Genomic DNA, 25,374 nt, shown 5'->3' with positions numbered 1-25,374 from the left:
CATTTTTAATTTTTAGTACATGTGAACCGCTCTTTCGCCCATTGCCCCAGACGGTGCGGCTACTGTCCTCTTCTCGCGTACGCCGCGGTATCGATGCCGCGTGCCGCACACCAAGCCGCGGTTTCGCCGCCGACGACAACCGGCCGCCGCCACAGCTCCGGCACGGTGCTTGCGCCGAGCGCCGTCATCATGAGCTTCAGACCATCATGCAGCTCATCGGCGCGGCGCAAAGCAGCCTCCGTGCCGTCCATTTGCAGCACGCGCAAAAACGCGCCGGCGACGCCTACGGCCGATGCGCCGAGGCATAGCGCGCGAACGATGTCCTCGCTTGTGGCGATGCCGCCTGAGGCGATGACGCTGCCGGGCTCGTACACCGTCAGCGTCTCGAGCAGCGCGACGCTTGTCGGGTGGCCCCAATCGTTGAGCCAGTCCAGGCTGCTAGCGCGGCGGGCGTTCTCGATCGCAGCAAAGTTCGTCCCCCCGGAGCCCGCGACGTCGACGATCGGCACGCCGGCCGCTTTCAGCTTCGCCGCGCCTTCAGCCATAATGCCGAAGCCGACCTCTTTGACGATAACGGGAACGGCCAGCCGCTCGACAATCGCCGCGATGCGTTCCAAAGCGCGGCGGAAATCGCGGTCGCCTTCCGGCATAATAAGCTCCTGCATAACGTTCAAGTGAATTTGCAGCGCGTTCGCCTCCAGCATGTCCACCGCTTCGCGCGCCTGGTCGACCGTCGCCTCGCTGCCCAGGTTGGCGAAAACGATGCCGTCCGGATTCATCTTGCGGACGATTTTATAGCTGGGAGCCACTTCTTTGTTTTTGAGCGCCGACATTTGCGAGCCGACGGCCATCGCCAGTCCCTTCTCGCGGGCCACCACCGCCAGCTCGCGGTTGATCGCCTCGGTTTCCGCAGCGCCTCCGGTCATCGCATTAATAAAAATCGGCGAGCTCAAATTGAGATCGCCGATTCGAGTCGAGAGTGCGATGGAATCCGTCGAGGCGTCGGGCAAACAATTGTGAACGAGACGTATATCTTTAAGCCCGTTCCGGCCGCTGGCGCCCAAATCGAGGGCGTAGCGGACGTGCTCCATTTTGCGCGACATTCGCACGGAGCCGCCTCCTTCCATAGTGCCGCAAACCGTTTATTTGAATTTCGACAGCTTATCTCCGAACCGTTCGCCGAGCGTCATGCTAAGGCCTTCGCGGCTCAGCGAAACGTTCTCGTTGCCGGCGATGTCTTTCGCCAAATTCGCGTGATCGCGGTCGCCGCGGGATCTGCGCTCGCGCGGTTCGCGCTCGGCTCTCGCTTCTTGCGCCGGAGCTTCTTCTGTCTCCTTGATCGAGAGCGATGCGCGCTTCTCGGCCGCGTTCAGGTCGAGAATTTTGACGTTCACCTGCTGGCCTTCCTTCAACACCTCATGCGGAGTGCCGATATGGCGGTGGGCAATTTGCGAAATGTGTACGAGCCCTTCGACGCCAGGCGCGATTTCGACGAAGGCGCCGAACGAAGCGAGGCGCTTCACGGTGCCGGTCACGATATCGCCGCTCTTGAACGATGCGGCCGCTTGGTCCCACGGGCCTTCCTGCGTCGCTTTAATGCTGAGCGAAATTTTTTCCTTCTCGGGATCGAGCTTCAGCACTTGCACTTTCACTTTGTCGCCTTCCTTGACGACGTCCGACGCTTTCTCCACATGGTGCCATGCCATTTCGGAAATGTGCACGAGACCGTCGATGCCGCCGATGTCGACGAACGCGCCGAACGGAGTGAGGCGCTGCACGGTGCCTTCCAGCACTTGCCCGACTTGCAGATTGCCCATAATCTCTTGCTTCTTCTGCTCGTATTCTTCGTCCAGCACGTCTTTTTGCGAAAGGATGACCTTGTTTTTCTCGCGGTCCATTTCCTTCACGCGCAGGCGCAGCGCGCGCCCTTTATAGTCGCTGAAGTCCTCGACAAAATGGCGCTCGACCATCGATGCCGGAACGAAGCCGCGCATGCCCACGTCGACGACCAGGCCGCCTTTCACCACTTCGGCGACGGTCGCTTCGAGAATTTCTTTGTCTTCCATCGCTTTCTGCAGGCGTTCCCAAGCTTTCTCGCTGTCGATAGCGCGTTTGGACAAAATAAGCTGCTCTTTCGCATCGTTGTTGCTCACGACGCGCAGCTCCACTTCCTGGCCAACTTCGACCGCTTGAGCGGCGTTGTCGAGCGATACGGAGGAAAGCTCGCGCACAGGGATGACCCCATCGTATTTATAGCCGACATCAACGATCGCTTGGTCGGCGTCCACTTTGATGATTTTACCGCGGACGGTGTCGCCTTTTTTCAGCGCGGATACGTTCGCCATCGCCTGCTTCGCGTCTTCGTCGCTGGCTGCTTGGGCGGCGGCTTGCTGTTCTTCGTTTTCTTGTACTTTCACTTCATCTGACATTGGGTTAGGCCTCCTTGGTTCCACTGCTCTTATTTATTTCATCTGCATAATCATATAAAGAATTACGCAGCGTTGCTATTGGCATTACGCATAGTATGATTCCGGGCTGTCCATTCCATACCTCATTTGGCTTTGTCCGGGCCTTCTGCCAGCAAAGTGCGGATGGCGTTCATAATCCGCTCCGTAGCAAGCTCCGTCTGCTCCGACGTGCTGCCGTCAAAATCGCTTAAATCGAGCGGTTTGCCGTACACGATCGTCATGCGCCGAAAAGGCCGGTATGTGCCGACAATCGCGACCGGTATGACGACGGCTCCCGCCTTGAGGGCGATGGCGGCTGCTCCTCTTTTGCCTACCGCCTCCAAATTGTTGCGCGTTCCTTCCGGAAAAATGCAGATGACGTTGCCGTCCTTCAGCAGCTGAATGGCGGTGCGGATCGACTCCTTGCTGACGCCTCCGCGCTTGACCGGAAACGCGCCGAGCACGCGAATGAGCGAGGCAAAGAGCGGGATGTCGAACAGCTCCGCCTTTGCCATGAAGTGAAGTTTGCGCGGCACGCGGGTGCCGATCAGAGGCGGATCCAGGTTGCTGATATGATTGGAGCATAGCATGACCGGCCCCGACTTGGGTATGTTGTCCACCCCGACGGTTCGCAGCCGGAACACCAGACTGAAGACGGTATCGCAAACGAATTGCCCGAACCGGTAAAACCACATCGTCATGTCCCTCCCGGCGCTTTTGCCCTGCAAAGCTCCAAGATTCGCTCGACCACTTCCGGGATCGTCAAGTTCGTGCTGTCGATCAGCACGGCGTCGGGGGCCCGCATGAGCGGCGACACTTCGCGTTCTTCGTCGATTTTGTCGCGTCTGGCGATATCTTGCTCGAGCTGTTCGATCGTCAGTCCGGGCTGGCTATCTTTCATTTCGTGAAAACGGCGCTCGGCGCGCACCCGCGGCGAAGCCGTCAAAAACACTTTTACTTCCGCATCCGGGATCACATGCGTGCCGATATCGCGGCCGTCCATAACGACGCCTTTGGCTGCCGTCATCTCTTTCTGCTTGCGCACCAGCTGCTCGCGCACCTCGCGAATTTTGGCCACATCGGATACGTTCGCGTTGACTTCCGGCGTGCGAATGAGCCCGGTTATGTCTTCCCCATTCGCATATACTTGCTGTCCTTCCGGTCCAGGCCGCAGCTCGAGCCGAAGATTGCGCGAAATGTCGGCCACGCGTTCGGTGTCCGCTGGAGAAATGCCCTGCTGCAATACCCGCCACGTCACGGCCCGGTACATGGCTCCGGTATCGACATAAACGAAGCCGAGTGCATCGGCTACGCGTCTGGCGATCGTGCTTTTCCCGGCTCCGGCTGGTCCGTCGATGGCGATGTTGTACTTTTCCAAGCGGTGCTCCTCCTAACAAACCTTGCATACTCTCTGACGCAGCAAGAAGAAACGGTTTGCGCCGTCCGATAGGACGAACGCGTTTCCCGGCGTTAAGCTTGCTTGTGCGACGCCCTGCATGTTGCTCGCCGTTACTCCTCCAGCTTAACGCCTAGCAGCGGAATAGCGTGGATATAGGCGGAGCTAATACTTCCCGATGCAGGAACAAAAAAGCAGGCAGGCGCCTGCTCTCGTCTAAATTATACCATAGGCCAAGACGCAAATGCAAAAGTTTGTAGCTTGCTATTTTCGCTCGAGCGGCCGCGGCTGCTTCGCCTGCCCGCCCGCTGCGCTCGCGACCTCGGCCCCGTGCCGGTAGGGCACCCCCTCCAGCGCATCGACGCGCGTTAGCAAGTTCCGCACGGCCGGTATTTGCAGCAGTGCCTGCATGGCGAACAGCAGCGCCAGCGCAAGCGCGATGCCTCGCACCAATAACCGTTCGACCCGTCCGCAAAACGTAACGAAAAGCTTCTCGTATTCGTCCCGATACGGTTCTTCCGACATAACGCTCCGCCCCTTATCTGTTACGTAAGGTTGGCGTGAACCCGGCCGAGAAAAAAAGGCGATTCTTCGTCCCTCCATTCTTGTCCATCTTCACGCTACTTGCGAGTATTCCCAGCTTTTGGGCGGTGCAATCGCAGCCGATTGCGGGGTTACCTTATCCGATTATAGCATGCCCTGCTAAATTAGGAAGCCCAAATGCGGCAAGCTGCGTCCGCCGCCGCAGCGCGCGCAAAAGCCGGCTCCTCCCGGGAAGCCGGCCCGCCCGCCTACGCTTTCTGTTCCGCCTGCTGATCTTCCGCTTTCACCGTGTCGATGCGCTCTTCCGTTCCGTTATCGGCGTTGATGAATATCCGGTATGTCGAGCCGTTCAGCTTGCCGATGAATTCATGGCAGAGCACTTCCTGATCGAGCTCGTTGCGAATGAGAGCCAGCGACTGGCTCGCGACATCGAGCTTCGGATTGAGCGTCTTCTTCGCTTCCTCCGCGCTGAGCTTCGGAGCTGCAATCTGCCTGTCCTTATGCTCGAAGACGTAGTCTGAAGCAACGAGACCGAGCACTTCGCCGTTATCGAGCGCGACCCGCACCGCCGCCTTCTCCGGATAGACGAGCACGTCGTTCTGGCGGCGCGCAAATGTAATCGTAGCCACGTGGTCGTACCGGTCGTAGCTGACGGCGTTCATGTTCGGATACCCGTGCTCGTCCAAATATTGCGCGGCGATGTCGCGGGCTTCCCGCACTCCGAGCCGGGCGGAAGCTACGGTCCGCGGCGCGGCAAACGCCAGCAGGTGACCGCCCTGCTTCGTGAAGTCCATATGAATGTCTTCCGCGTTTTTCCCGCGCGCAACGCGAACCGAATACGTCGGAAAATCGGTCCCTTTTCCGTTGTCGGTCACTTGCATCGCGTTCGGGTCGACATACGGAACGAATCGGGCCGCTTTTTTCTTGATTTCATCGGGCGGCGTCTCCGGGCGTCCGGCCAGCATTTGCACGCGCTTATGCTCGTCGTGGACAGCCAGCGCCGTCGGTCCCCAGTTCACTTCCGAATATTTGCCGATCTTCTTGTCCACCGTTTGGAAGCCGTCGATGATCGTGTTGTCCCTTGGCTCCTTCTGTGTCGCGAGCGCCGTCTCCACGTCCATCCAGCGCAAATTGTTGGCGATGACTTTGCCTTGCGTATCGCGCAGCTGATTGCGGATGTCCTGCGCATGAGTGTACAGCTGGCTCAGCGTCGTCATCTCCTGCTCGGACAGCGGCTGCTTCGTCATGTCGCGGACGGCGGTGCGATAAGAGAAATTCGCCAGGTTGGCAAGGAACTGTTCCGTATGGTTGAACGGCATCAGCGTCAGCGGCAGCTGGTTTATCTCGCTCTGCGCCTGGCTCGTCAGCCGCCATACGTTGGCCAGGCCCCGCCGGTATACGTCGTGCGACGTCGAACTCGCGGTCAACGTGTTCCCGAGCTCGGTCTGCAGCTTGTCGATATGGAACGATAAGTCGTGGAACGCCCGCTGATACTGATTTTCCGCTTTGATCAATATCGCGTTCTTTTCCCTGTGCTCCTGATACCCCCAATAACCCGCGCCTATGAGCGCTACAGCCAATATTGGCATCAGCACCATGCTTAGTCTGCTGTACATGTTTCGGTCGAGTCTCCTTTCGTCAGCCATGCTTGCCAGTAGTTTCTGCCCGAGGCAGTGCGTTTATGCACCGGCAGCACCGTCCGCCCGCGAAAAAGAGGCCTCTCCGCGCCTATGCGGAAAGGCCTCTTCGTCAATAGTCCTGGGTTTCGATATCAAAATCGTTCTCGTTGTTGCAAATGCACTGCTTGAAGCCGGTGTCGATGCGTCCCTTGTCGCGCCGACCCTTGAGAATGAACCGTTCGCCGCACTGCTTGCAGCGAATGGTAACTTTGACCCGGTTGCTGTCCATGCTCTCCTCCATGTCGCTCTTCTGCCTATTAAGCGTTAAGCTGGAGGAGTAACAGCGAACAATATGCAGGGCGTCTCACTGCCAGCTTAACGCCATGGCGTTAAGCTGGGGGAGTAACGGCGAGCAATATGCAGGGCGTCTCACTGCCAGCTTAACGCCTAGTATGGACAAAACTTTTACGCTTTAATCTCTTCTTCGGAACCGAGAGCGCGCAGAGGCGAGCGATCGTTGGCCCGGGATATGCGCCCGAGCGAGCGGATCCACAAATACCCCATGAGCGGAACCATCAGCCATATCCAGTTCGACAGCAGCAAAATGTAGTCGAACACGCCGTGCCAAACGATCGGCAGCGCAAGCGAAAGCGTCAAATACAAGCCCGCTTTTTCCGGCTTGAACTTGGCTTTGCCGAGATAGTAGCCCATCATCACCCCGAACAGCGCGTGCCCGGATACGGGCAAGAACGCGCGGTACAGCAAAGCGGCGAACGAGGGCAAGCCGAGGAAAGCGTAAAATACGTTCTCCAGCGTGGCGAAGCCGAGGCTGACGGCGGTTGCGTACACGATGCCGTCGTACGGCTCGTCGAACGAAGCGTGGCGGTAAATGAGCTGGACGAGCACGAACCATTTCAAGCTCTCCTCCAGCCCGGCCGAAGAGACGAACGAAAGCACGAAGTTTCCGTTGCCGAATTCGTAGCCGACGCCGTGCTGGATGACCATCGCCGGCAAGACGAGCAGCATGCCGAGCAAAAACATTTTGGCCACCAGATGAATCGGCTCCGTCTCATACTTGTCTTTCAAATAAAAATAGGAGAGCAGAGCGATGCCCGGCGCGATGGCGGCCATCAACACAGGTACAATCGTCAACATGAGCCCTCCCAACATCTTTCCGTAGTTTTATCGGCGTCCACGAAACCAAAAATAATTACACCCAGCCGCGGAAACGGGCGGCTTCCGCCATTTTGCGCACGCCGATCATATAAGCCGCCAGGCGCATGTCGACGCTTCGGGTAATATGAACATTATAGACGTTCTCGAACGCCATTTCCATGACATCTTGCAGCTTGGCATGAACTTCGTCTTCCGTCCAGTAATAGCCCTGGTTGTTTTGCACCCATTCGAAATAAGAGACGACGACTCCGCCGGCGTTGGCGAGTACGTCCGGAACGAGGAACACGCCGCGCTCCGTCAATATTTTCGTAGCTTCCAGCGTCGTCGGGCCGTTCGCCGCTTCGACGATAATTTTGGCGCGGATGCGGCCGGCGTTTTCGCTTGTGATTTGGTTCTCAACCGCCGCCGGCACGAGAATATCGCATTCCTGCTCGAGAATCTCCTTGCCGGGCAGCCGGTTCTGGAACAAATTCGTGACAGCGCCGAACGAATCGCGGCGGTCGAGCAAATATTCGATATCGAGCCCGTCCGGGTCGTACAATCCGCCGTGAACGTCGGAAATGCCGACCACTTTGGCGCCGCTCTCATGCATGAATTTGGACAAGTAGCTGCCGGCATTGCCGAACCCTTGAATGACCACTTTCGCCCCTTCCAGGGGGATGCCTTGCTTCTCCAACGCCTTATTGATCGCAATCGTCACGCCTTTGGCCGTAGCCGTCTCGCGCCCGTGCGAGCCGCCGAGCACGAGCGGCTTGCCGGTAATGAAGCCGGGCGCGTCGAATTCGCGAATGCGGCTGTACTCGTCCATCATCCACGCCATAATTTGCGAGTTGGTCATGACGTCCGGCGCCGGAATGTCTTTCGTCGGCCCCACGAGCTGCGAAATGGCGCGGACGTAGCCGCGGCTCAGCCGCTCCAGCTCGCGGAACGACATTTGCCGCGGATCGCAAATAATCCCGCCTTTGCCGCCGCCGTACGGAAGATCCACGATGCCGCATTTGATGCTCATCCACATGGATAAAGCCTTCACTTCGTCTTCGTTCACGTCCGGATGGAAGCGAACGCCGCCCTTCGTCGGTCCGACCGCATCGTTATGCTGCGCCCGGTAGCCGGTGAACACTTTCACCTTGCCGTCGTCCATCCGCACCGGGATCCGAACGGTCAGCAGCCGCAGCGGCTCTTTCAGCAGCTCGTACATTTCTTCGGAAAAGCCGAGGCGCTTGAGCGCTTCTTCGATCACAACTTGCGTGGCGTGCAGCACGTTAACATTTTCAACTGGATTAGCCAAAAGGACCACCTCGTGGAATTAATCGGAACAACTACCGGACGCATTAGGTTTTTTTAGCGTGTGCTTGCGCGCCGGTTTCTATGCTCGCGCCCCGGCCAAGTTCGGACACAGCAAAAAGAAAGCATCCTTCAAAAACGTGACGTTTTTGCAGATGCTTCTTTTGTAAAGCCCGGGCCTATCCGACGCCGAGCCTGCGCCTTTTATGTGAAATACCGGCAAAGCACCTTGACGGCGTCGTCGGCAATAATTTTGTTGCCATATTCGTCCAGTACAGCGTCGGTGACGGAAGTCGCTTCCCCGTACTCCGACAGCACGGCGATGAGCGCCTGATAGCGCTGCTCTTCCATGTCGATCGGCTCCAGCCGCAAAATGTACCGGCCCTTATACGAATACAACGTACCGCCATCGATCAGCAGCGGGTTAACGATTTTGGCGACGCGCAGCAAATCTTCGAAGTCGCTGAAAGCGTAGGCGATTTCGTCGCTTTGCTCCATCGTCACTTCCATTTCGTACATCTCTTCGGCTTCGTCCTCGTAGCGTCGTGGCTGTACGACTGCAGATCCATTTTGCCGCGGGTGACGATAACGACCATGCCTTGCGCCGGGAGAGCGAACACTTCGACGGCAAGCGGGCCTGACGGATCGAAGCCAAGCTCGGAATACGCCTGGTCCATCATTTCGCTAAACAGCTCGTGGACTTTCGGAATTTCCCGCCACATGTCGTCCTTCTGGATGCCACGCTCCGTCAAATCGTCGAAGGTAAGGAAAATCCTTATCTTATCCTGGCTTAAACGTTCAATCTTCATGATAGGATCCTCCTTTACATGACACCTCTTAACTTACAAGGTATGATGGGAGAAATGAAAAGGTGTATCCCACTGGGGCGCAGGCTTGTATGGATGCTTAGCCTTTCCTCTATGTTATCACTAAATTCATCATAATGCACGCAAAAAAACCAGAAGCGCTAGGCCTCTGGTTTGCGGCCGGACGGCTGTTATTGCAGCTGGGCTCCTGCTTTGCCGCTGTCCGTCAAAATTTCGTTCACTGTGCGTTTTAGCTCCGGATCCGCGTTCACGATTTTCTCCACCTGGGCCAGACTGTCCTGGCCGGATGCCGCAGCCGTGTTCGCGCCGGCAGTCCCAGTGGCGGCAGCGCCGGTTCTTCCGGCTGCTCCCGTTGTGCCCTGCGCATTCGCAGAACCGCCCGCGCCGGATGCCGCACCCGCCGTGCTTGCTCCGGCTCTGGACTTGCCCATGCCGGTGCCGAACTCGAGCATGTTCATGACGGTATCGGCGGCTTTGCCCGCCGGCTTGCCAAACATTTTGCCGAGCGAGTCGGCCGGGGACGAAAACATATTCAGCATCATGGAACGGTTCTTTTTATCGCTCAAATAAATGACTGCCGCTGCACCGACCAAACCGCCCAGCACAAACGCGCCGATTCTCATCGCTAACTCCTCCACTCAAATTGGTATTGCCCTGCTCGTCTGTAGCATGTGCGCCGCCTTGCCCGCGCATACGCCGCGCGAACAGGAAAAGCGAGGGTCCCGGCGCCTGACAAGGGGACTTTTTTCCCGCGTGGAAGTATGCCGCTTATCCTGCTATCTCACTGACGCACTGCCGCGTACCGTACCGTGGGACGCCTTTCCATCGCGCCATTGTACCGCCGCACCGGCTAGCACTGGGCCACCTTACGCAGCGCCCCGCCGGCTGGCGGCCAGGCTGCCCTGCGTTCGCGCCGCCTCACCGGCTAGCCGCCGGGCCACCCCACCCAGCACCGCCGCACCGCCGCACCAGCTCGGGCGGGCTGCCCCGCACGGCACCGCCGTGCCCGGGGCCCGGGGCCGCGCCCGAAATACTGCCGGCCGACGCCGGCATGGAGGACTTTCAAAGCATGTTCTACCTGCACATGAATGCCATCGTCGGCCTCGCCGGCATGATCGCCGCGCTGATGCTGACCCGGCGCTGGCCACACAACAAACGCTACTTGCTGCTTGTGTTCAACCTCGGCTTCCTGCTGCTGTACAGCAAGAAGCTGTTCGTGTTCAATCTCGCCTACGTGGCGCTGAATTACGTCGCCTTCCTGGCGCTCTGCCGCTTGACCCGGTACCGGCGCACCGCGTTCATCGGCGCGATCGCCGCCAACGTCGCCGCTGTCAGCATGTTGCGCTTCTACGGCATGGGCGCGCTGCAGTCGCCGCTGTTCGACGTCGTCATTACGCTAGGCCTCATCTATACCGTGCTCAAGGTAATCGACGCGCTGTACTTCGCTTACTTCCTGAAACGCGACGGCGAAGCGAAGCCGCTCGATTACATCAACTATCTCCTGTTCGTGCCGACGTTCACGTCCGGGCCGATTTTGAAGTTCCGCGACTTCATCGCCGATACGAAGCAGCCGTACCGCGTGGACGCTCCTCTCTTCGAAGACTGCGTCAAGCGCATCATCCTGGGCCTATTCAAGAAAATGGTGCTCATCCCCGGGATGAGCTACACGTTCCACCTGGTGCTTGACCGGCCCGGACCGCTGCATACGCATGAGACGCTGTTTTTGATGGCCTGGTTCTACTTGTGGATTTACATCGACTTCTCCGGCTATTCGGATATCGCGATCGGCTTCGGGCGGCTGCTCGGCTACACGATCCCGGAAAACTTCAAAAAGCCGTTCACGTCGCCGTCGCTGACGCAGTTTTGGCGCAATTGGCACGCTACGCTCGGGGACTGGTTCCGCGACCACATTTTCATTTTCTTCAGCCGCAAAACGCCGACCCGCCTGACGGCCGCCGGCCTGTCGCTGCTCATTATGCTGCTGATGGGCTTGTGGCACGGCTTCACGTGGCTATATGTGCTGTACGGGTTGTACCACGGCATCGTCATCGCGATCGAGTCGTATTTCGACTGGTCGACCGTCAACAAGAAAAAAGTGTCCAAAGCTTATTTTTGGTACCGCGTCGCCTTGACGCAGCTGCTCGTCATGTTCGGCGTCGTCGTCTACAGCGGCGACACGCACACGGTGCTTCGTATTTATGAGGGGCTGCTGCGTCTGCCTTCATTTTAATTAGGCAAAATGGTATAATCAGGGACGTCAGGCATAGCCATTTACCATGTCCAATTTCGCTGGAGGTGTCATTATGAAGTTAGGCGTATTTGCTGTTTTGTTCGCTCAGAAGCCGCTCGAGGAGGCGCTCGACTACATCGCAGCCAAAGGGCTCGAAGCGGTCGAGATCGGCACCGGCGGCTACCCCGGCAACGCGCACTGCAAACCGGATGAGCTGCTCGCCGACGAAGGCAGGCTGAAGGCGTTCAAGAAAGCGTTTGATTCCCGCGGCCTTACGATCAGTGCGCTCAGCTGCCACGGCAACCCGCTCCACCCGCAAAAACAGATCGCCAAAAGCTTCCACGACGATTTCATCAAAACGGTCGAACTGGCGCAGCGCCTTGAGGTACCGGTCGTTGTCGGCTTCTCCGGCTGCCCGGGCGACCACGAGGACGCCAAGTATCCGAACTGGCCGGTGGCGCCTTGGCCAAACGACTACCAGGAAATTCTCGCTTGGCAATGGGAAAACAAAGTGATCCCGTACTGGAAAGAAACCGGCAAATTCGCCGAGGACCGCGGCATCAAGATCGGCCTCGAGCTGCACGGCGGCTTCTCGGTACATACGCCGGCAACGTTGCTGCGTCTGCGCGACGCCGTCGGCGAAGTGATCGGCGCCAACCTCGACCCAAGCCACATGTGGTGGCAAGGCATCGATCCGGTGCAAGCGGTGCACATTCTCGGCCGCGCCGGCGCGATTCACCATTTCCACGCGAAAGATACGACGATCGATCCGATTAACGTCAACAAGCACGGCGTAACCGACATGCAGTCGTACACGCTGATGCTCGACCGCGCTTGGCAGTTCCGCTCCGTCGGCTACGGCCACGACGTGAAGACCTGGGCCGACATCATCAGCGCACTGCGCCTGGTCGGCTATGATTACGTCGTCTCCATCGAGCATGAGGACGGCCTCATGTCCGTCGACGAAGGGTTCAGCAGAGCGGTGCAAAACCTCCAACAAGTGCTCATTAAAGAACCGGTCGGCGAAATGTGGTGGGTCTAGTACTATCGTATGTCAAAAAAGTGGAAGTCCCCTTAAACGCGGGGCTTCCACTTTTTTAAAAGGAGGAACGGATATTGATCAGTATCGGCTCATGGACGGCATTTGCGCTCGTCTCGCTTGGAATGGTTTGTTCCCCCGGTCCTAATATGATTTACCTGGTATCCCGCTCCATCACGCAAGGGCGGCTAGCCGGAGTCATATCCTTATTCGGAATTGTACTGGGCTTCCTGGTTTATATCGTTTTGACCATGCTTGGGCTTTCAGCTCTTTTCCTGGCCGTCCCGTATATTTACGAGGCAGTAAAATGGGCTGGCGCCGCCTATTTGCTTTGGCTCGCCTGGAAAGCGGTCAAACCCGGCGGCGCGTCTGTTTTCGAGCCTCAAACCTTGCCCGTGGAACGGCCGCGCAAGCTGTTTCTCATGGGGTTCATGACAAGCTTGCTGAATCCGAAAATTGCCGTCTTGTACGTATCCCTGCTGCCGCAGTTTGAAAATCCCGCGCGCGGGTCGCTGCTCCAGCAAGGCGCAGTTCTAGGGTTCACCCAATTGCTCGTCAGCTTTACGGTCAATTTCCTCATCGTGCTTGCCGCCAGCAAAGTTGCCTCATGGTTCGGCACGCGGCCAACGTGGCTCAAAGTGCAGCGCTGGCTCATGGCAACCATCCTGAGCGGGCTTGCCGTTCGTCTCGCTTTCGATCGCCGGCCATGACGGCCCGCGTCATCCCCATCCGTAGCGGCTAAGCCGACGAGACTGCTTCCGCTGCGGCAAACCGCACTTCGCCATGGATCGCGCTAAGCCGGCGAGGCTTCTTCCGCTGCTAGGCGTTAAGCTTGAGCTATTCGAGAGCAATGTGCCGGACGTCTCATACCCAGCTTAACGCCGGTAAACCACATGTCGCACTGGAGGACAGGGTCAAGCAAAGCCGTTTATCCTTATTGCATACCCTCAGATTTGCCCTCCGGCGCCTCGTTTGCCTGTCGCGGCCCCGGAAGCAGCACCGTAAACGTCGATCCCTCCCCAGGGGTGCTGCAGACCGTCACCGTTCCGCCGTGCAAGTCGACGATCGTCTTTACGATCGCCAGGCCGAGACCGCTGCCGCCCGCCTCGCGCCCGCGCGCCCGATCGGCTTTGTAAAACCGCTCGAACACGTGCGTCTGCTCCTCGGCCGTCATGCCGATGCCGGTATCGCTGAAATCGACCCGGGCTCCCCCTTTCCCGTCGGGCACGGCTTTGATCCGGATCGCCCCGCCCTGCGGCGTAAACTTGATGCTGTTGTGCAGCAAATTGATCCACACTTGGCTGAGCAGCTCTTCATCGGCTTCAATCGTCAGTTCCTCCAGCTCAGCCTCAATGTCTAACCTCTTCTCCGTCCACTGCGGTTCGGCGTTCAGCACGATGGCGCGCAGCTGGCGGTCCAGCCGGTACAGCTTCATATGCACGGGCTGATGCTCCGATTCCAGCGACGTCAGCTTCAGCAAATTATCGCTCAGCCGCGAGAGACGGCTGCATTCTTTCTCGATAATGCGCAGGTAGCGGTGTCGCTCTTCGGCCCCTAGCTCCTCGTTCCGCAGCGCGCGGGCAAATCCGCCGATCGAAGTGAGGGGCGACTGAAACTCGTGCGATACGTTGGAGATGAACTGCTGCCGCATCCGCTCCATTTGCGACAGCTCGCTCGCCATCGTATTAATGCTGTCGATCAGATCGCCGAACGGGTGGCCTCTCCGTACGTCATCCAGAGGAATCGGCTCGTGAAACTCGCCGCGGCCGATACGGCGGATCGCTTCGATCAGAGGAGCGAACGCTTGTTTCCGTTTATGGCGGAGCAAGAAGCCGACCGTGATGAAGGACACCATCGTGAGCCACTGACCGGTAATATATGTGATCAGCGAAGCGACGCTTTCCGACGGATCCACATGAAGGGCGCCATAAAGCAGCCTCGTGCCGAAATGCATAATGGCCCAGCACATAACGGACATAGCGCTCATGGACAGCAGCCGCCACGCAAACGCCCATATTCGCTTCAGCTTCTGCTTCCGGCTCACGGCGCCGTCACCTCCAGCCGGTACCCGAGACCGCGCATCGTGCGGATGCGGAACCCGTACCGCTCCTCGGGGAACCTGTCCCGCAGCCGGTTAATATGGACGTCCAGCGTCCGCTCGTTGCCGTCAAAATCATAGCCCCAGACATCCTCGATCAACTGCTCTCGCGTAAGCGTCCGGCCTGCTCCCGCCGCCAACTTGAACAGCACCTCAAATTCCTTAAGCGGCAAAGACACCTTTTCCCCGGCGGCGCTGACCTCGAACGTTTTGCGGTCCATCCTGAGTCCGCCGACCTGCACCTGCTGCGATACCGAGATGCGGTAGCGTTTGAGCAGCGCTTGCACCCGGGCGACGAGCTCCGCCGAATCGAACGGCTTGACGAGATAATCGTCGGCTCCGAGCCGGAACCCTTTCACCTTGTCCGCCGTCTCACCTTTGGCTGTGAGCATCAGAACCGGCAGCTCCCCGAGCCGCCTAATCTCCCGCACTAGCTCCCAGCCGTCCATTAGAGGCATCATCACGTCGACAATGGCGAACTCGATCTTCGTCCGCTCCAGCAGGTCGAGCGCCTCACGGCCGTTCGCCGCCGCTTCCGTCTCGAAGCCTTCCTCCCGCAACACGACGCAAATGAGCTCCCGAATATGGGGATCGTCGTCCACGACCAACAGACGTGTCATTCCAGCACCAGCTCCTTTGCGGTCATTGCCATCAAGTTCGCGGCGGGGAGCGCATTTTCCTTCGTTTGCAGCTGATGATCGGCGAATTGCCGGTACAGCCTGTGCGTGCGATACAGCTCGTCGTGCGTGCCGATGCCGGTCACAACCCCTTTATCGAGAAACACGATCCGGTCGGCATGCTTCACAGTAGCCAGTCGATGCGCAATCACGACCGTCGTACGGCCTTTCATGACGTTGTCCAGCGCTTCCTGCACGACGCGCTCCGACTGGCTGTCCAGACTCGACGTAGCTTCGTCGAGAAGCAGCAGCTGCGGATCGCGCAGCAGCGCCCGGGCGATGGCGAGACGCTGGCGCTGGCCGCCCGACAGCTTCATGCCCCGCTCCCCGACTTGCGTATCGTACCCGTCCGGCAAAGCTTCGATGAAGCCGTCGGCATAAGCCAGCTTCGCAGCCGCTCTCAGCTCCTGTTCACTTACTTCGCGTCTGACCCCGTAGCATAAATTGTCCCTTATCGTACCTGCCAAAATCGGGCTTTCCTGCGAGACATATCCGATCCGTTCCCGCCACGACTCAAGCGAATACGTCTCCAGCGGTTCATCGCCAAACTTGATTGCCCCCTCGGTCGGCAGGTAAAATCGCTCCAGCAGCGCGAACAGCGTCGTCTTGCCGCTGCCGCTCGGACCGACGATTGCCGTCACTTGCCCCGGTTCGATCGTAAAGCTGACGCCGCGGAGAACCGGCTCCTCCGGCTTGTAGCCGTATGTGACGCGCTCTATCGCAATCGGCTTTTGCCCGCGCTCCGCGGATCGGCCCGTCGTTCTGTTTTCCTCCTCGTAGTCAAGCGTCGCCAGCATTTCTGCCGTCGCCCCCATCGCTTTTTGCAACTGCGTAAAGAACGCCGTAATTTGCTGAATCGGCATGACGATCTGGAACAAATACAAAATGAAGGCGATGAGCGACCCGGTCGTGAACGTCCCTGCCGCGACGCGAATGCCACCGTAGCCGATGACGAGCACCATCAGCAGCATGATGACGGCGCCGATCACCGGGAAAATGAGTGCCTGGATGCGGCTCTCCTTCAGCCCATACCGGTACAGCTCGCGAATGCCGCCGCTGCCGCGCTCCGCGGCGTACGGCTCGGCTCCGGATATTTTGAGCAGCCGAATTTCCGACACGACGCCGTTCAGAAATCCGGTAAAGGAAGCCGTCTCGTCCTGCAGCCCTTTCGACACCTTATACATGCTTCGCCCAAGCGGCACCAGCACCGCCGCAGCGAGCGGAAGACCGGCCAGCAACAAGAGCGTCAGCTTCCAGTCAAGGGTAAACATGACGACGATCGAACCGGCCATGGAGATGATCCCGGACACGAAGCCGGCCAAATGCTCCGTAATGACGCCTTTGACGACTCCCGAGTCGTTCATCATGCGGCTGACCGTCTCCCCCGACTGCCGCTCATCGTAATATGCGACCGGCAGCGTCAGCAGCTTGCCCCAAAGCAACTCGCGGAGCCGGGCGACAACCTGCTGGCCGATCCGCCCCAGCAAGTAAACGGATACGCCCCCCGCGACCGCCTGCAGCAAAAAAGCGCCGGCCATCATCGCTATTTGCCCGCTGCCGAGCGCCGACAAATGGAAGCCGTCGATAAGCCGCTTCGTCAGAAGCGGAATCGCCAGCGACGCCAGCGTATTGACGAGGCTGAGGCCAAGCGCTGCCGCCAGCAGCGTCCTGGACGGCCTAATGCGTGCCAGCAGGCGAAGGAACGGCTTTAACCCGCCGGATGGCCGCGCTCCTGTCTCCGTAACGTTTTGCCTGGATGTATCGGTTCCCGTTATTTCTCTATCTCTCATTCGTGCAACACTCCTTGCCGATGTAAGCTTCATCGACGAGATTACACCCCGAATGTAAATTGAAATTAAACATGACAGTACACCACTTGCGGCCGTTTCGCTTATAGGCGGAAAGCCGCTAGAGCGGCTAACATGCCCTAAAACTACCTGAGGCCATTTTGCCACGAGCCTCCTTGACGACAGGTTATACTTCATAGCGGCAATAAAAAAAACCGCCCGCTCACGACCGAGGTGAACGAACGGCTTTTTGCGATGGTTAGGATGATGGAGCCGGTGGTGCCGCATGTCATGCGGCCTCGGCAAATCGAGCGTTACCAGCCCGAAATCATAACGGCGTCCATGAACAGGAACACCAGCAAGCTCACGCTTGCAAAGGCAATGGCGAACGGATTGCGTCTCGGCGAACGAATAATGCGGTACAGACCGAGTGCAATCAAAATCGTGAATACAATAACAAACGGGTCGAATCCCGTGAAGTTGCTCGTATTTGCCGCGGCTTCAGCTGCCAGAATCATGAGGAACCTCCTTCTGGTCCTTCCAATTGTTCATTACTTACATGTTAGCTTGTGATCCCCGGAGATGCAAGTACTTTTGCGACTTGTAACAAGTTTGTCACCACTTTTGCCTGTATAACCAACCCTGCGGAAAATCATTCTACGTGCTCAACTGGTTTCTTTCTGTTCCCGTCGCCGTCAAATTGTCCGACATGTGCGGCATCGGCCGGCAAACAGCCGATTTCTTTAAAGATTAGCCGCTAATTCTTGAATAGGCCGCACAAATTAAAATGTCCATCTCCACCAGCATTTATAACCTATGCGGAAAACAATTGCCTCAACCATCACGCCGATGAGGCGAAGGTGGTCGCCCCTTCATGTCATTGCTGGCCGACATTTTGTCTTTCGCAGTCGCACCCCTGAAACCCGCTGTATCTATGAAGGGCCGTTTAACAAGCAACAAGGTCGGGCCATTCTGGCGCAGCTCATGACGTTTCATAAGGAAAACCGTCGCCGCGATAAAACGTTCCACCCATTTTACATCTGCGTCGGTCTTGCTGCGTTTCAGGAAAAATTGACCGAAATATTGGCTAAAATATCTTGATTTGAAGCCAACTGCACGATTTATCGCCGCTATAGCGCAAGGTAGCTCCGCTTTACGCCAAACTGCTGGCGCTACGGGCATTTTTTGCCTTGACCGAGCGTCATTTTCTGTGTAAGGTAGAAGTAGGGGGTTGGTATTTCATTTCGACGGAAATCCCGGAAAAAGGAGATGACGCAAAATGAGCTATCAATTCATCGGCATCGATCACGTTCAATTAGCGGCGCCTGCCGGCAGCGAGGCGGAAGCGCGCCGTTTTTACGGCGAATTGCTGGGACTTACGGAAGTGGACAAACCGAGTGCGCTCCGGGCGCGCGGCGGAGTATGGTTTCAAGCGGGACAGCATCAGCTGCACATCGGCATCCAGGACGATCACGAGGGCGCGCCGAAGGCGCATCCTGCCTTTCATGTTGAGAACGTGCTTCTGCTCAAGCTGCACCTGAAAGATCATGGAGTGCAAGTCATCGACGACAATTCACTGCCGGATGCGACGCGCTTTTATGCTGTCGACCCGTTCGGCAACCGGCTCGAATTTCTGGAACGGCGCGAGCTGATATAACGGCATCGTCATGCAGTGGTCAACAAGAAGGCCTTCACCCTTTCCGGGCGGAGGCCTTCTTTGTTGCGGTTAAAATTTTTGTAATATACCTTGACAGGAATATTCCTTATGGGGTATATTCTAATCATGAAATATAGCTGGAGTATGAAACGACCGGATGATGAAAAAACCTTTTTGGAGGAATGCAATCATGGCCAAAAGCAAAGCAGCGAGCGACACCGTTACGTCCGTACAAGATCGGGAGCTCATTATCAACCGAGTCTTCCGGGCGCCCCGCGAGCTGGTGTATCAAGCTTGGACGGATCCCGAGCATTTGCCGCATTGGTGGGGACCGCGAGGATTTACGATCACGGTGCAGGAAATTGACATCAGGCCAGGCGGCATATGGCGTTTCGTCATGCACGGTCCCGACGGAATCGATTATGACAACAAGATCGCTTACCACGAGGTTGTACGCCCTGAACGGCTCGCATATACCCATGGCGACAGCGCTGACGATGACTATTTTCAAGTGACTGTGACGTTTGCCGAGGCAGGCGATAAGACCGAGCTTACGATGCGCATGCTCTTCAAGTCGGCAGCGCACCTGGAGAAAGTGGTTAGGGAATACGGGGCCATTGAGGGCGCCAAATCGACGCTTGATCGTCTCGAAGAACAATTGGCGAAAATGTGAGGAAAATCAAATCATACTAAAGGAGGAATTGATTATTATGAAAAAACTGAATGTATCGTATTGGGTGGTTACTGGTTTGCTGTCGGTTTAATGGGTTTGGGGGCCGTTCCCGATCTTTTGTCGGACCCCGCAGCGGTCGCATTGTTCCAACAATTGGGGTACCCTACCTACTTGCTCCCTTTTCTCGGGGCCGCCAAACTGTTGGGCATTGTGGCGATCCTCGTCCCCGGCTTCCCCCGCATTAAGGAGTGGGCCTACGCCGGTTTGACGTTCGACCTGGCGGGTGCCATGTATTCCGGCATAGCCGTAGGCGGTCCCGTCAGCGGATCGATGCTTTTCCTTATCGGATTCGCTTTGATTGCCGGTTCCTACGTTTTGTATCACAGAAAGAAGCAAGCTGCCGCATCGAAGCTTACGATAGAGCATAGCGATCTTTACAGCAGGGCCACCTCCCAAACCCAGCCTCAATCCTGATTCCATCAAAAAATAAGCCGTTTCCTGCCGTCAGGCAAGAAACCGGCTTATTTTTTGCTTGCGTGCCGGCAGCGGCTTATACCGCCGCCGGATTTTCCATCTGCTTGAGGCGCGCTGCCATATCGTCCGTCCGCTTCCGGTCGCGCTCCAGCACCGGCTTCAAATATTGGCCGGTATACGAATCTTTCACCTTCACGACCTCTTCCGGCGTGCCGGTGGCGACGATCGTGCCGCCGCGCGTACCGCCTTCCGGCCCGAGGTCGATAATGTAATCGGCTGTCTTGATGACGTCGAGATTGTGCTCGATCACAAGCACCGTGTCCCCGTTGTCGACGAGACGCTGCAGCACTTTCAGCAGCCGGTCGATATCGTCGATATGCAGACCTGTCGTCGGCTCGTCGAGAATGTAAAACGTCTTGCCGGTGCTGCGGCGGTATAACTCGGCCGCGAGCTTCACGCGCTGCGCTTCGCCGCCGGACAGGGTCGTCGCCGGCTGGCCGAGCTTCATGTAGCCTAGCCCGACGTCCATGAGCGTCTGCACCTTGCGTTCGATGCGCGGAATGTTTTTGAAAAACTCGCACGCGTCCTCGATCGTCATGTCCAAAATCTCGGAAATGTTCTTGCCCTTGTAGCGTACTTCCAGCGTCTCGCGGTTGTAGCGCTGGCCTTTGCAGACGTCGCAAGGCACGTACACGTCCGGCAAGAAATGCATCTCGATCTTGATGATGCCGTCGCCGCGGCACGCTTCGCATCGCCCGCCCTTGACGTTGAAGGAGAAGCGCCCTTTCTTGTAGCCGCGCACCTTGGCTTCGGACGTAGCCGAGAACACGTCGCGGATGTCGTCGAACACGCCGGTGTACGTTGCCGGGTTGGAGCGAGGCGTGCGGCCGATCGGCGATTGGTCGATGTCGATTACTTTCTCGATATGCTCGAGGCCGCGCATTTCCTTATGCTCGCCCGGACGCACTTTGGCCCCGTTCAGCTCACGTGCGAGCGACTTGTATAAAATCTCGTTGATGAGCGTACTTTTGCCGCTTCCGGACACGCCCGTGACGGCGGTGAACACGCCGAGCGGGATTTTGACGCTCACGCCCTTCAGGTTGTTCTCTTTCGCGCCCTTGATCTCGATCCATTTGCCGTTCTGCTTGCGGCGCGCCGGCGGAATCGGGATGAACTTGCGCCCGCTCAAATATTGCCCGGTCAGCGACGCCGGATTTTCCATAATTTGCTCCGGCGTGCCCGCAGCCATCACCTGCCCGCCGTGGATCCCTGCGCCCGGACCGATGTCGATAATGTAGTCGGCGGCCATCATCGTGTCCTCGTCGTGTTCGACGACGATGAGCGTGTTGCCGAGATCCCGCATATGCTCCAGCGTCTGGATAAGCCGCGAGTTGTCGCGCTGATGCAGCCCGATGCTCGGTTCGTCCAGAATGTACAGGACGCCCATCAAGCTCGAGCCGATCTGCGTCGCCAGCCGGATGCGCTGCGCTTCGCCGCCGGACAGCGTGCCCGCCGACCGGTGCAGCGTTAAATAATCGAGGCCGACGTTGACGAGGAAGCCGAGGCGAGCGTTGATTTCTTTCAAAATCAGATGCGCGATCGACGTTTCCTTCGGCGGCAGCTTGAGCGACTGGAACCAGCTCTGCGCTTCGCCGATCGAAAGCGACGTGACGTAGGCGATATTGCTGCCGTTAATCGTCACCGCGAGCGTTTCCGGCTTGAGGCGCAGCCCCTTGCACTTCGGACACGGCTTGGAGCTCATGTACGACTCGATATGCTCGCGGATGCCGTCGGAGAACGTCTCCCGGTAACGGCGTTCCAGGTTGCGGACGATGCCTTCGAACGGCACTAGCGCTTCTTTCGTATGACCAAAATCGTTCTCGTAGCGAAAACGGATCTTCTCCCCGTTCGTGCCGTACAAAATCGTCTTCATCTGCTCGGCGGACAGCTCGCCGACCGGGACGCCCCGCGGAATGCCGTAATGCTCGCACACCGCCGCCAAAAACTGCGGGTAGTAGTTGGACGTGCTTCCTGCCCACGCTTCAAACGCGCCTTCCTCGATCGTCAGCTTCTTGTCCGGCACGAGCAGCTCGGGGTCGACGATCATTTGACTGCCGAGGCCGTCGCACTCCGGACACGCTCCGAACGGGCTGTTGAAGGAGAACATGCGCGGCGCCAGCTCCTGAATGCTGAACCCGCACTCGGGGCACGCCAGATTGGAGCTGAACAGCAGCTCCTCCTGATCGATCACGTCGACGATGACGCGCCCGTCGGCCAGCTTCAGCGCCGTCTCGAGGGAATCCGCCAGCCGCGTCTTCACGTCGTCCTTGACGACGATCCGGTCGACGACGACTTCGATCGTATGCTTCTTTTGCTTCTCGAGTTCAATGTTCTCGGACAGATCGCGCACTTCGCCGTTGACTCGCACGCGCACGAACCCTTGCTTTTGAATGTCCTGCAGCAGCTTCGTATGCTCGCCTTTGCGGCCCGACACGAGCGGCGCCAAAATTTGCAGCTTGGTCCGCTCCGGATATTCCATAATGCGGTCGACCATCTGTTCCACGGTTTGCGACGTGATCTCGATGCCGTGCTCCGGACAGTGCGGCCGGCCGACGCGCGCGAACAAGAGACGCAAGTAATCGTATATTTCCGTTACCGTTCCCACCGTCGAACGGGGGTTGCGGCTTGTCGTCTTCTGGTCGATAGAGATGGCAGGCGACAAGCCTTCGATCGAATCGACGTCCGGCTTGTCCATCTGGCCGAGGAACTGTCTCGCATAGGCGGACAGCGACTCCACGTACCGGCGCTGGCCTTCGGCGTAAATCGTGTCGAAGGCGAGCGACGATTTGCCGGAACCGCTGAGCCCCGTCAGTACGACGAACCGATCTCTTGGGATCGTAACGTCGATATTTTTCAGATTGTGAGCTCTCGCTCCCTTGATCACAATTTGATCTCTAGCCACTGTTGACCCTGCCTTTACGTTAAATTGGCGCCGGGCGTTGCGGTTGCGTCCGTCCAGCGAAAAGGAGCTGCGGCCGCCTCAAAGCTAAAACCGCGGAGCGGAGGAAGGAATATGGGGTCGGAGAGCGGAACGTGCGCCTTTCAAATCGGTTCCTCCGTGCCATGGCTTAGTGAATGAGGGAACCCGATTTGAACGAAGCCGGAGACCCCATATTCCAATCCGCAACGCAGCCTTTTTTCGCAACCTAACTGCAACCTCAATCCTCGGCCTTGAGCTCGAGCAAAGCGTCGCGCAATTCGGCGGCACGCTCGAACTGCAGCGCTTTGGCCGCCTCCTTCATCTCCTGCTCGAGACGTTCGATCAGCTTGACGCGCTCTTTCTTCGACATCTTCGTCGTCTTGATCTCGGCGAGATATTCCGTCTTCGACTCCGCGACCTTGGTCGCCTCGATGACGTCGCGCACTTTCTTCGCAATAGTCTGCGGCGTAATGCCGTGCCGCCTGTTGAACTCCTCCTGAATGGCGCGGCGGCGGTTCGTCTCGGTGATGGCTTTATCCATCGATTCCGTGATTTTGTCGCCGTACATGATGACCCGGCCTTCGGCATTACGCGCCGCACGGCCGATCGTCTGAATGAGCGAGCGCTCCGCGCGCAGGAAGCCTTCCTTGTCGGCGTCGAGAATGGCGACGAGCGACACTTCCGGCAAGTCCAGGCCTTCGCGCAGCAGGTTGATGCCGACGAGCACGTGGAACACGCCGAGCCGCAAGTCGCGCAAAATCTGCATCCGCTCCAGCGTCTTGATGTCCGAGTGCATATAGCGCACCTTGATGCCGATTTCCTTCAAATAATCGGTCAAATCCTCGGCCATCTTCTTCGTGAGCGTCGTAACGAGCACGCGTTCGTCCTTCTTGATGCGGTCGTTGATCTCGCCGATCAGATCGTCGATCTGCCCTTTCGTCGGGCGCACCTCGACGATCGGATCGAGCAGCCCCGTCGGACGGATGATCTGTTCGACGATCTTCTCCGAATGCTCCAGCTCGTATGGACCGGGCGTGGCGCTAATATAAACGATCTGGTTGATTTTTTGCTCGAATTCCTCGAACTTCAGCGGCCGGTTGTCCAGCGCCGACGGCAGGCGGAAGCCGTGATCGACGAGCACCTCCTTGCGCGCCCGGTCGCCGTTGTACATCGCCCTGATCTGCGGCAGCGTCTGATGCGACTCGTCAATCATGATTAACAGATCTTCGGGGAAATAATCAAACAGCGTATACGGAGTCGCCCCGCGCTCGCGGAACGTCAGCGGTCCGGAGTAGTTCTCGATGCCGGAGCAGAATCCCATCTCGAGCATCATCTCGATGTCGTAGCGCGTCCGCTGCTCCAGCCGCTGCGCTTCGAGCAGCTTGCCCTGTCCGCGCAGCTCGGCAAGCCGCTCCTCCAGCTCCCGCTCGATGTTCACGATCGCCCGCTTCATCGTTTCTTCGCGCGTAACGAAGTGGGACGCCGGGAAAATGGCGATGTGGTCGCGTTCGCCGAGAATTTCGCCGGTCAGCACGTCGATCTCGGTAATGCGCTCGATCTCGTCGCCGAACAGCTCGACACGCACCGCATGCTCGCTTTGCGACGCCGGAAAAATTTCGATCACGTCGCCCCGCACGCGGAACGTGCCGCGCACGAAATTGATGTCGTTGCGCTGGTACTGAATGTCCACGAGCCGGTGCAAAATTTCTTGCCGCGACTTCTCCATCCCTTTGCGCAGCGAAAGCAGCAGCGAGCCGTACTCGATCGGCGAACCCAAGCCGTAAATGCACGACACGCTGGCGACGATGATGACGTCCCGGCGCTCGAACAGCGCGCTTGTCGCAGCGTGGCGAAGCTTGTCGATCTCTTCGTTGATGCTGGAATCCTTTTCAATGTAAGTATCCGAAGACGGAATGTACGCCTCCGGTTGATAGTAGTCATAGTAGCTGACAAAGTATTCCACTACATTGTTTGGAAAAAATTCCTTGAACTCGCTGCACAGCTGCGCGGCCAGCGTCTTGTTGTGGGCGATAACGAGCGTCGGACGGTTCAGCTTGGAGATGACCTGCGCCGCCGTAAACGTTTTGCCCGTCCCCGTCGCACCAAGCAAAGTCTGGTGTTTCTTGCCTTCCTGCACGCCCTTGACCAGCTCGAATATCGCTTGCGGCTGGTCCCCCTGCGGGGCGTATTCGGAAATAAGCTCGAATTTCTTGTCGCTGACGACAATATCTTTCATTCCTGAGCCCCCAGTCCGGATCGAATGTGTCGATCCTATAAACTTTATCAGCTGTTTTGCCGATATAGCTTAGAGATATATGCAAAAGGTGTCATTTTGCGCCAGAAAACCGCGAATAGGAATGTGTGTTCTTATTCATTATAGCTGTTTTCGCCTCCGCATGCAAACGGTCCGGCTTTCCTGCGCGGAAAAAACGATCGGGCGAGGCGTCTTCATCATCTCAACGGGAGT

The 25,374-nt window shown here is 57.8% G+C and carries 23 protein-coding genes and 1 pseudogene; 7 read left to right on the top strand and 17 right to left on the bottom strand.

Annotated features, from left to right (window positions below; all coding sequences use genetic code 11):
• Positions 1–59 precede the first annotated feature (59 nt).
• The 11 genes and pseudogenes from fni to SD70_RS06500 form a co-directional block, all read right to left on the bottom strand.
• The gene (fni, locus tag SD70_RS06545; RefSeq protein WP_269432432.1) at positions 60–1,103 is read right to left on the bottom strand and encodes a type 2 isopentenyl-diphosphate Delta-isomerase; all 1,044 of its coding nucleotides are present in this window, start codon (positions 1,101–1,103) and stop codon (positions 60–62) included.
• Between the two features lie 39 nt (positions 1,104–1,142).
• On the bottom strand, positions 1,143–2,429 hold the full coding sequence (gene rpsA / locus SD70_RS06540; RefSeq protein ID WP_041046811.1) for a 30S ribosomal protein S1: 1,287 nt from the start codon (positions 2,427–2,429) through the stop codon (positions 1,143–1,145).
• Positions 2,430–2,551: 122 nt separating this feature from the next.
• Positions 2,552–3,142 (bottom strand): lysophospholipid acyltransferase family protein, encoded by a 591-nt coding sequence (locus SD70_RS06535; protein ID WP_041046810.1) that lies wholly within the window; start codon positions 3,140–3,142, stop codon positions 2,552–2,554.
• Between the two features lie 2 nt (positions 3,143–3,144).
• Positions 3,145–3,825 (bottom strand): (d)CMP kinase, encoded by a 681-nt coding sequence (gene cmk / locus SD70_RS06530; RefSeq protein ID WP_041046809.1) that lies wholly within the window; start codon positions 3,823–3,825, stop codon positions 3,145–3,147.
• Between the two features lie 282 nt (positions 3,826–4,107).
• Complete coding sequence (locus SD70_RS06525; RefSeq protein ID WP_052487115.1) at positions 4,108–4,368, bottom strand: hypothetical protein; 261 nt, start codon at positions 4,366–4,368, stop codon at positions 4,108–4,110.
• Between the two features lie 266 nt (positions 4,369–4,634).
• A complete protein-coding gene (gene ypeB / locus SD70_RS06520; RefSeq protein ID WP_041046808.1) occupies positions 4,635–6,002 on the bottom strand; it encodes a germination protein YpeB in 1,368 nt (455 codons plus the stop codon).
• 133 nt (positions 6,003–6,135) lie between these two features.
• On the bottom strand, positions 6,136–6,306 hold the full coding sequence (locus SD70_RS35825; protein ID WP_156157913.1) for a hypothetical protein: 171 nt from the start codon (positions 6,304–6,306) through the stop codon (positions 6,136–6,138).
• Between the two features lie 164 nt (positions 6,307–6,470).
• The gene (gene prsW / locus SD70_RS06515; protein WP_041046876.1) at positions 6,471–7,157 is read right to left on the bottom strand and encodes a glutamic-type intramembrane protease PrsW; all 687 of its coding nucleotides are present in this window, start codon (positions 7,155–7,157) and stop codon (positions 6,471–6,473) included.
• Between the two features lie 58 nt (positions 7,158–7,215).
• The gene (locus SD70_RS06510; RefSeq protein ID WP_041046807.1) at positions 7,216–8,469 is read right to left on the bottom strand and encodes a Glu/Leu/Phe/Val family dehydrogenase; all 1,254 of its coding nucleotides are present in this window, start codon (positions 8,467–8,469) and stop codon (positions 7,216–7,218) included.
• A gap of 200 nt (positions 8,470–8,669) precedes the next feature.
• Positions 8,670–9,274: pseudogene (locus tag SD70_RS06505) on the bottom strand (genetic competence negative regulator).
• Between the two features lie 188 nt (positions 9,275–9,462).
• The gene (locus SD70_RS06500; RefSeq protein ID WP_041046806.1) at positions 9,463–9,915 is read right to left on the bottom strand and encodes a hypothetical protein; all 453 of its coding nucleotides are present in this window, start codon (positions 9,913–9,915) and stop codon (positions 9,463–9,465) included.
• A gap of 446 nt (positions 9,916–10,361) precedes the next feature.
• Here SD70_RS06500 and SD70_RS06495 point away from each other — a divergent pair, with 446 nt between their 5' ends.
• The 3 genes from SD70_RS06495 to SD70_RS06485 all read left to right on the top strand — a co-directional run bounded on the left by SD70_RS06495 (position 10,362) and on the right by SD70_RS06485 (position 13,271).
• Positions 10,362–11,522, top strand: coding sequence for an MBOAT family O-acyltransferase (locus tag SD70_RS06495; RefSeq protein ID WP_041046805.1), 1,161 nt, complete (start codon positions 10,362–10,364; stop codon positions 11,520–11,522).
• Positions 11,523–11,595: 73 nt separating this feature from the next.
• Complete coding sequence (locus tag SD70_RS06490; RefSeq protein ID WP_041046804.1) at positions 11,596–12,564, top strand: sugar phosphate isomerase/epimerase family protein; 969 nt, start codon at positions 11,596–11,598, stop codon at positions 12,562–12,564.
• Positions 12,565–12,686: 122 nt separating this feature from the next.
• Positions 12,687–13,271, top strand: coding sequence for a LysE family translocator (locus tag SD70_RS06485; protein WP_394297944.1), 585 nt, complete (start codon positions 12,687–12,689; stop codon positions 13,269–13,271).
• Positions 13,272–13,495: 224 nt separating this feature from the next.
• Here the strand turns inward: SD70_RS06485 and SD70_RS06480 are convergent, their stop codons facing one another.
• The 4 genes from SD70_RS06480 to SD70_RS06465 form a co-directional block, all read right to left on the bottom strand.
• The gene (locus SD70_RS06480) at positions 13,496–14,605 is read right to left on the bottom strand and encodes a sensor histidine kinase (protein ID WP_231571074.1); all 1,110 of its coding nucleotides are present in this window, start codon (positions 14,603–14,605) and stop codon (positions 13,496–13,498) included.
• The gene (locus SD70_RS06475) at positions 14,602–15,279 is read right to left on the bottom strand and encodes a response regulator transcription factor (protein WP_041046802.1); all 678 of its coding nucleotides are present in this window, start codon (positions 15,277–15,279) and stop codon (positions 14,602–14,604) included. Before SD70_RS06475 ends, SD70_RS06480 begins: the two co-directional genes overlap by 4 nt.
• Entirely contained in the window at positions 15,276–17,126 is a 1,851-nt protein-coding gene (locus tag SD70_RS06470) for an ABC transporter ATP-binding protein (protein WP_082053176.1), read from the bottom strand. Before SD70_RS06470 ends, SD70_RS06475 begins: the two co-directional genes overlap by 4 nt.
• A 311-nt stretch (positions 17,127–17,437) precedes the next feature.
• The gene (locus SD70_RS06465; RefSeq protein ID WP_041046801.1) at positions 17,438–17,641 is read right to left on the bottom strand and encodes a hypothetical protein; all 204 of its coding nucleotides are present in this window, start codon (positions 17,639–17,641) and stop codon (positions 17,438–17,440) included.
• A 298-nt stretch (positions 17,642–17,939) separates the two neighbouring features.
• On the opposite strand from SD70_RS06465, the gene SD70_RS35820 reads away from it, so the two are divergent.
• From SD70_RS35820 to SD70_RS06450, 4 genes are all read left to right on the top strand, one after another.
• On the top strand, positions 17,940–18,224 hold the full coding sequence (locus SD70_RS35820; RefSeq protein WP_156157912.1) for a hypothetical protein: 285 nt from the start codon (positions 17,940–17,942) through the stop codon (positions 18,222–18,224).
• A gap of 178 nt (positions 18,225–18,402) precedes the next feature.
• A complete protein-coding gene (locus tag SD70_RS06460) occupies positions 18,403–18,780 on the top strand; it encodes a VOC family protein (protein ID WP_041046800.1) in 378 nt (125 codons plus the stop codon).
• 190 nt (positions 18,781–18,970) lie between these two features.
• Entirely contained in the window at positions 18,971–19,453 is a 483-nt protein-coding gene (locus tag SD70_RS06455; RefSeq protein ID WP_041046799.1) for an SRPBCC family protein, read from the top strand.
• Positions 19,454–19,594: 141 nt separating this feature from the next.
• Positions 19,595–19,927 (top strand): DoxX family protein, encoded by a 333-nt coding sequence (locus SD70_RS06450; protein ID WP_231571073.1) that lies wholly within the window; start codon positions 19,595–19,597, stop codon positions 19,925–19,927.
• A 76-nt stretch (positions 19,928–20,003) separates the two neighbouring features.
• Here SD70_RS06450 and uvrA read toward each other — a convergent pair whose 3' ends face one another.
• Both uvrA and uvrB read right to left on the bottom strand, forming a co-directional pair.
• Positions 20,004–22,889, bottom strand: coding sequence for an excinuclease ABC subunit UvrA (uvrA, locus tag SD70_RS06445; RefSeq protein WP_041046798.1), 2,886 nt, complete (start codon positions 22,887–22,889; stop codon positions 20,004–20,006).
• Positions 22,890–23,145: 256 nt separating this feature from the next.
• Entirely contained in the window at positions 23,146–25,143 is a 1,998-nt protein-coding gene (uvrB, locus tag SD70_RS06440; RefSeq protein WP_041046797.1) for an excinuclease ABC subunit UvrB, read from the bottom strand.
• Positions 25,144–25,374 lie beyond the last annotated feature (231 nt).

It is taken from the genome of Gordoniibacillus kamchatkensis (assembly GCF_000829455.1).
GTDB classification, from domain to species: Bacteria; Bacillota; Bacilli; order Paenibacillales; family NBRC-103111; genus Gordoniibacillus; species Gordoniibacillus kamchatkensis.
This window is presented reverse-complemented; position numbering and strand designations above follow the sequence as displayed.

Coding starts and splice junctions, on each gene's coding strand:
- SD70_RS35820 (WP_156157912.1), top strand. CDS start 17,940: ATGCGGAAAACAATTGCCTCAACCATCACGCCGATGAGGCGAAGGTGG.
- SD70_RS06485 (WP_394297944.1), top strand. CDS start 12,687: ATGGTTTGTTCCCCCGGTCCTAATATGATTTACCTGGTATCCCGCTCC.
- uvrB (WP_041046797.1), bottom strand. CDS start 25,143: ATGAAAGATATTGTCGTCAGCGACAAGAAATTCGAGCTTATTTCCGAA.
- SD70_RS06460 (WP_041046800.1), top strand. CDS start 18,403: ATGAGCTATCAATTCATCGGCATCGATCACGTTCAATTAGCGGCGCCT.
- SD70_RS06495 (WP_041046805.1), top strand. CDS start 10,362: ATGTTCTACCTGCACATGAATGCCATCGTCGGCCTCGCCGGCATGATC.
- SD70_RS35825 (WP_156157913.1), bottom strand. CDS start 6,306: ATGGAGGAGAGCATGGACAGCAACCGGGTCAAAGTTACCATTCGCTGC.
- SD70_RS06490 (WP_041046804.1), top strand. CDS start 11,596: ATGAAGTTAGGCGTATTTGCTGTTTTGTTCGCTCAGAAGCCGCTCGAG.
- SD70_RS06470 (WP_082053176.1), bottom strand. CDS start 17,126: ATGAGAGATAGAGAAATAACGGGAACCGATACATCCAGGCAAAACGTT.
- fni (WP_269432432.1), bottom strand. CDS start 1,103: ATGTCGCGCAAAATGGAGCACGTCCGCTACGCCCTCGATTTGGGCGCC.
- SD70_RS06475 (WP_041046802.1), bottom strand. CDS start 15,279: ATGACACGTCTGTTGGTCGTGGACGACGATCCCCATATTCGGGAGCTC.
- SD70_RS06535 (WP_041046810.1), bottom strand. CDS start 3,142: ATGTGGTTTTACCGGTTCGGGCAATTCGTTTGCGATACCGTCTTCAGT.
- rpsA (WP_041046811.1), bottom strand. CDS start 2,429: ATGTCAGATGAAGTGAAAGTACAAGAAAACGAAGAACAGCAAGCCGCC.
- SD70_RS06465 (WP_041046801.1), bottom strand. CDS start 17,641: ATGATTCTGGCAGCTGAAGCCGCGGCAAATACGAGCAACTTCACGGGA.
- SD70_RS06525 (WP_052487115.1), bottom strand. CDS start 4,368: ATGTCGGAAGAACCGTATCGGGACGAATACGAGAAGCTTTTCGTTACG.
- SD70_RS06500 (WP_041046806.1), bottom strand. CDS start 9,915: ATGAGAATCGGCGCGTTTGTGCTGGGCGGTTTGGTCGGTGCAGCGGCA.
- SD70_RS06455 (WP_041046799.1), top strand. CDS start 18,971: ATGGCCAAAAGCAAAGCAGCGAGCGACACCGTTACGTCCGTACAAGAT.
- ypeB (WP_041046808.1), bottom strand. CDS start 6,002: ATGTACAGCAGACTAAGCATGGTGCTGATGCCAATATTGGCTGTAGCG.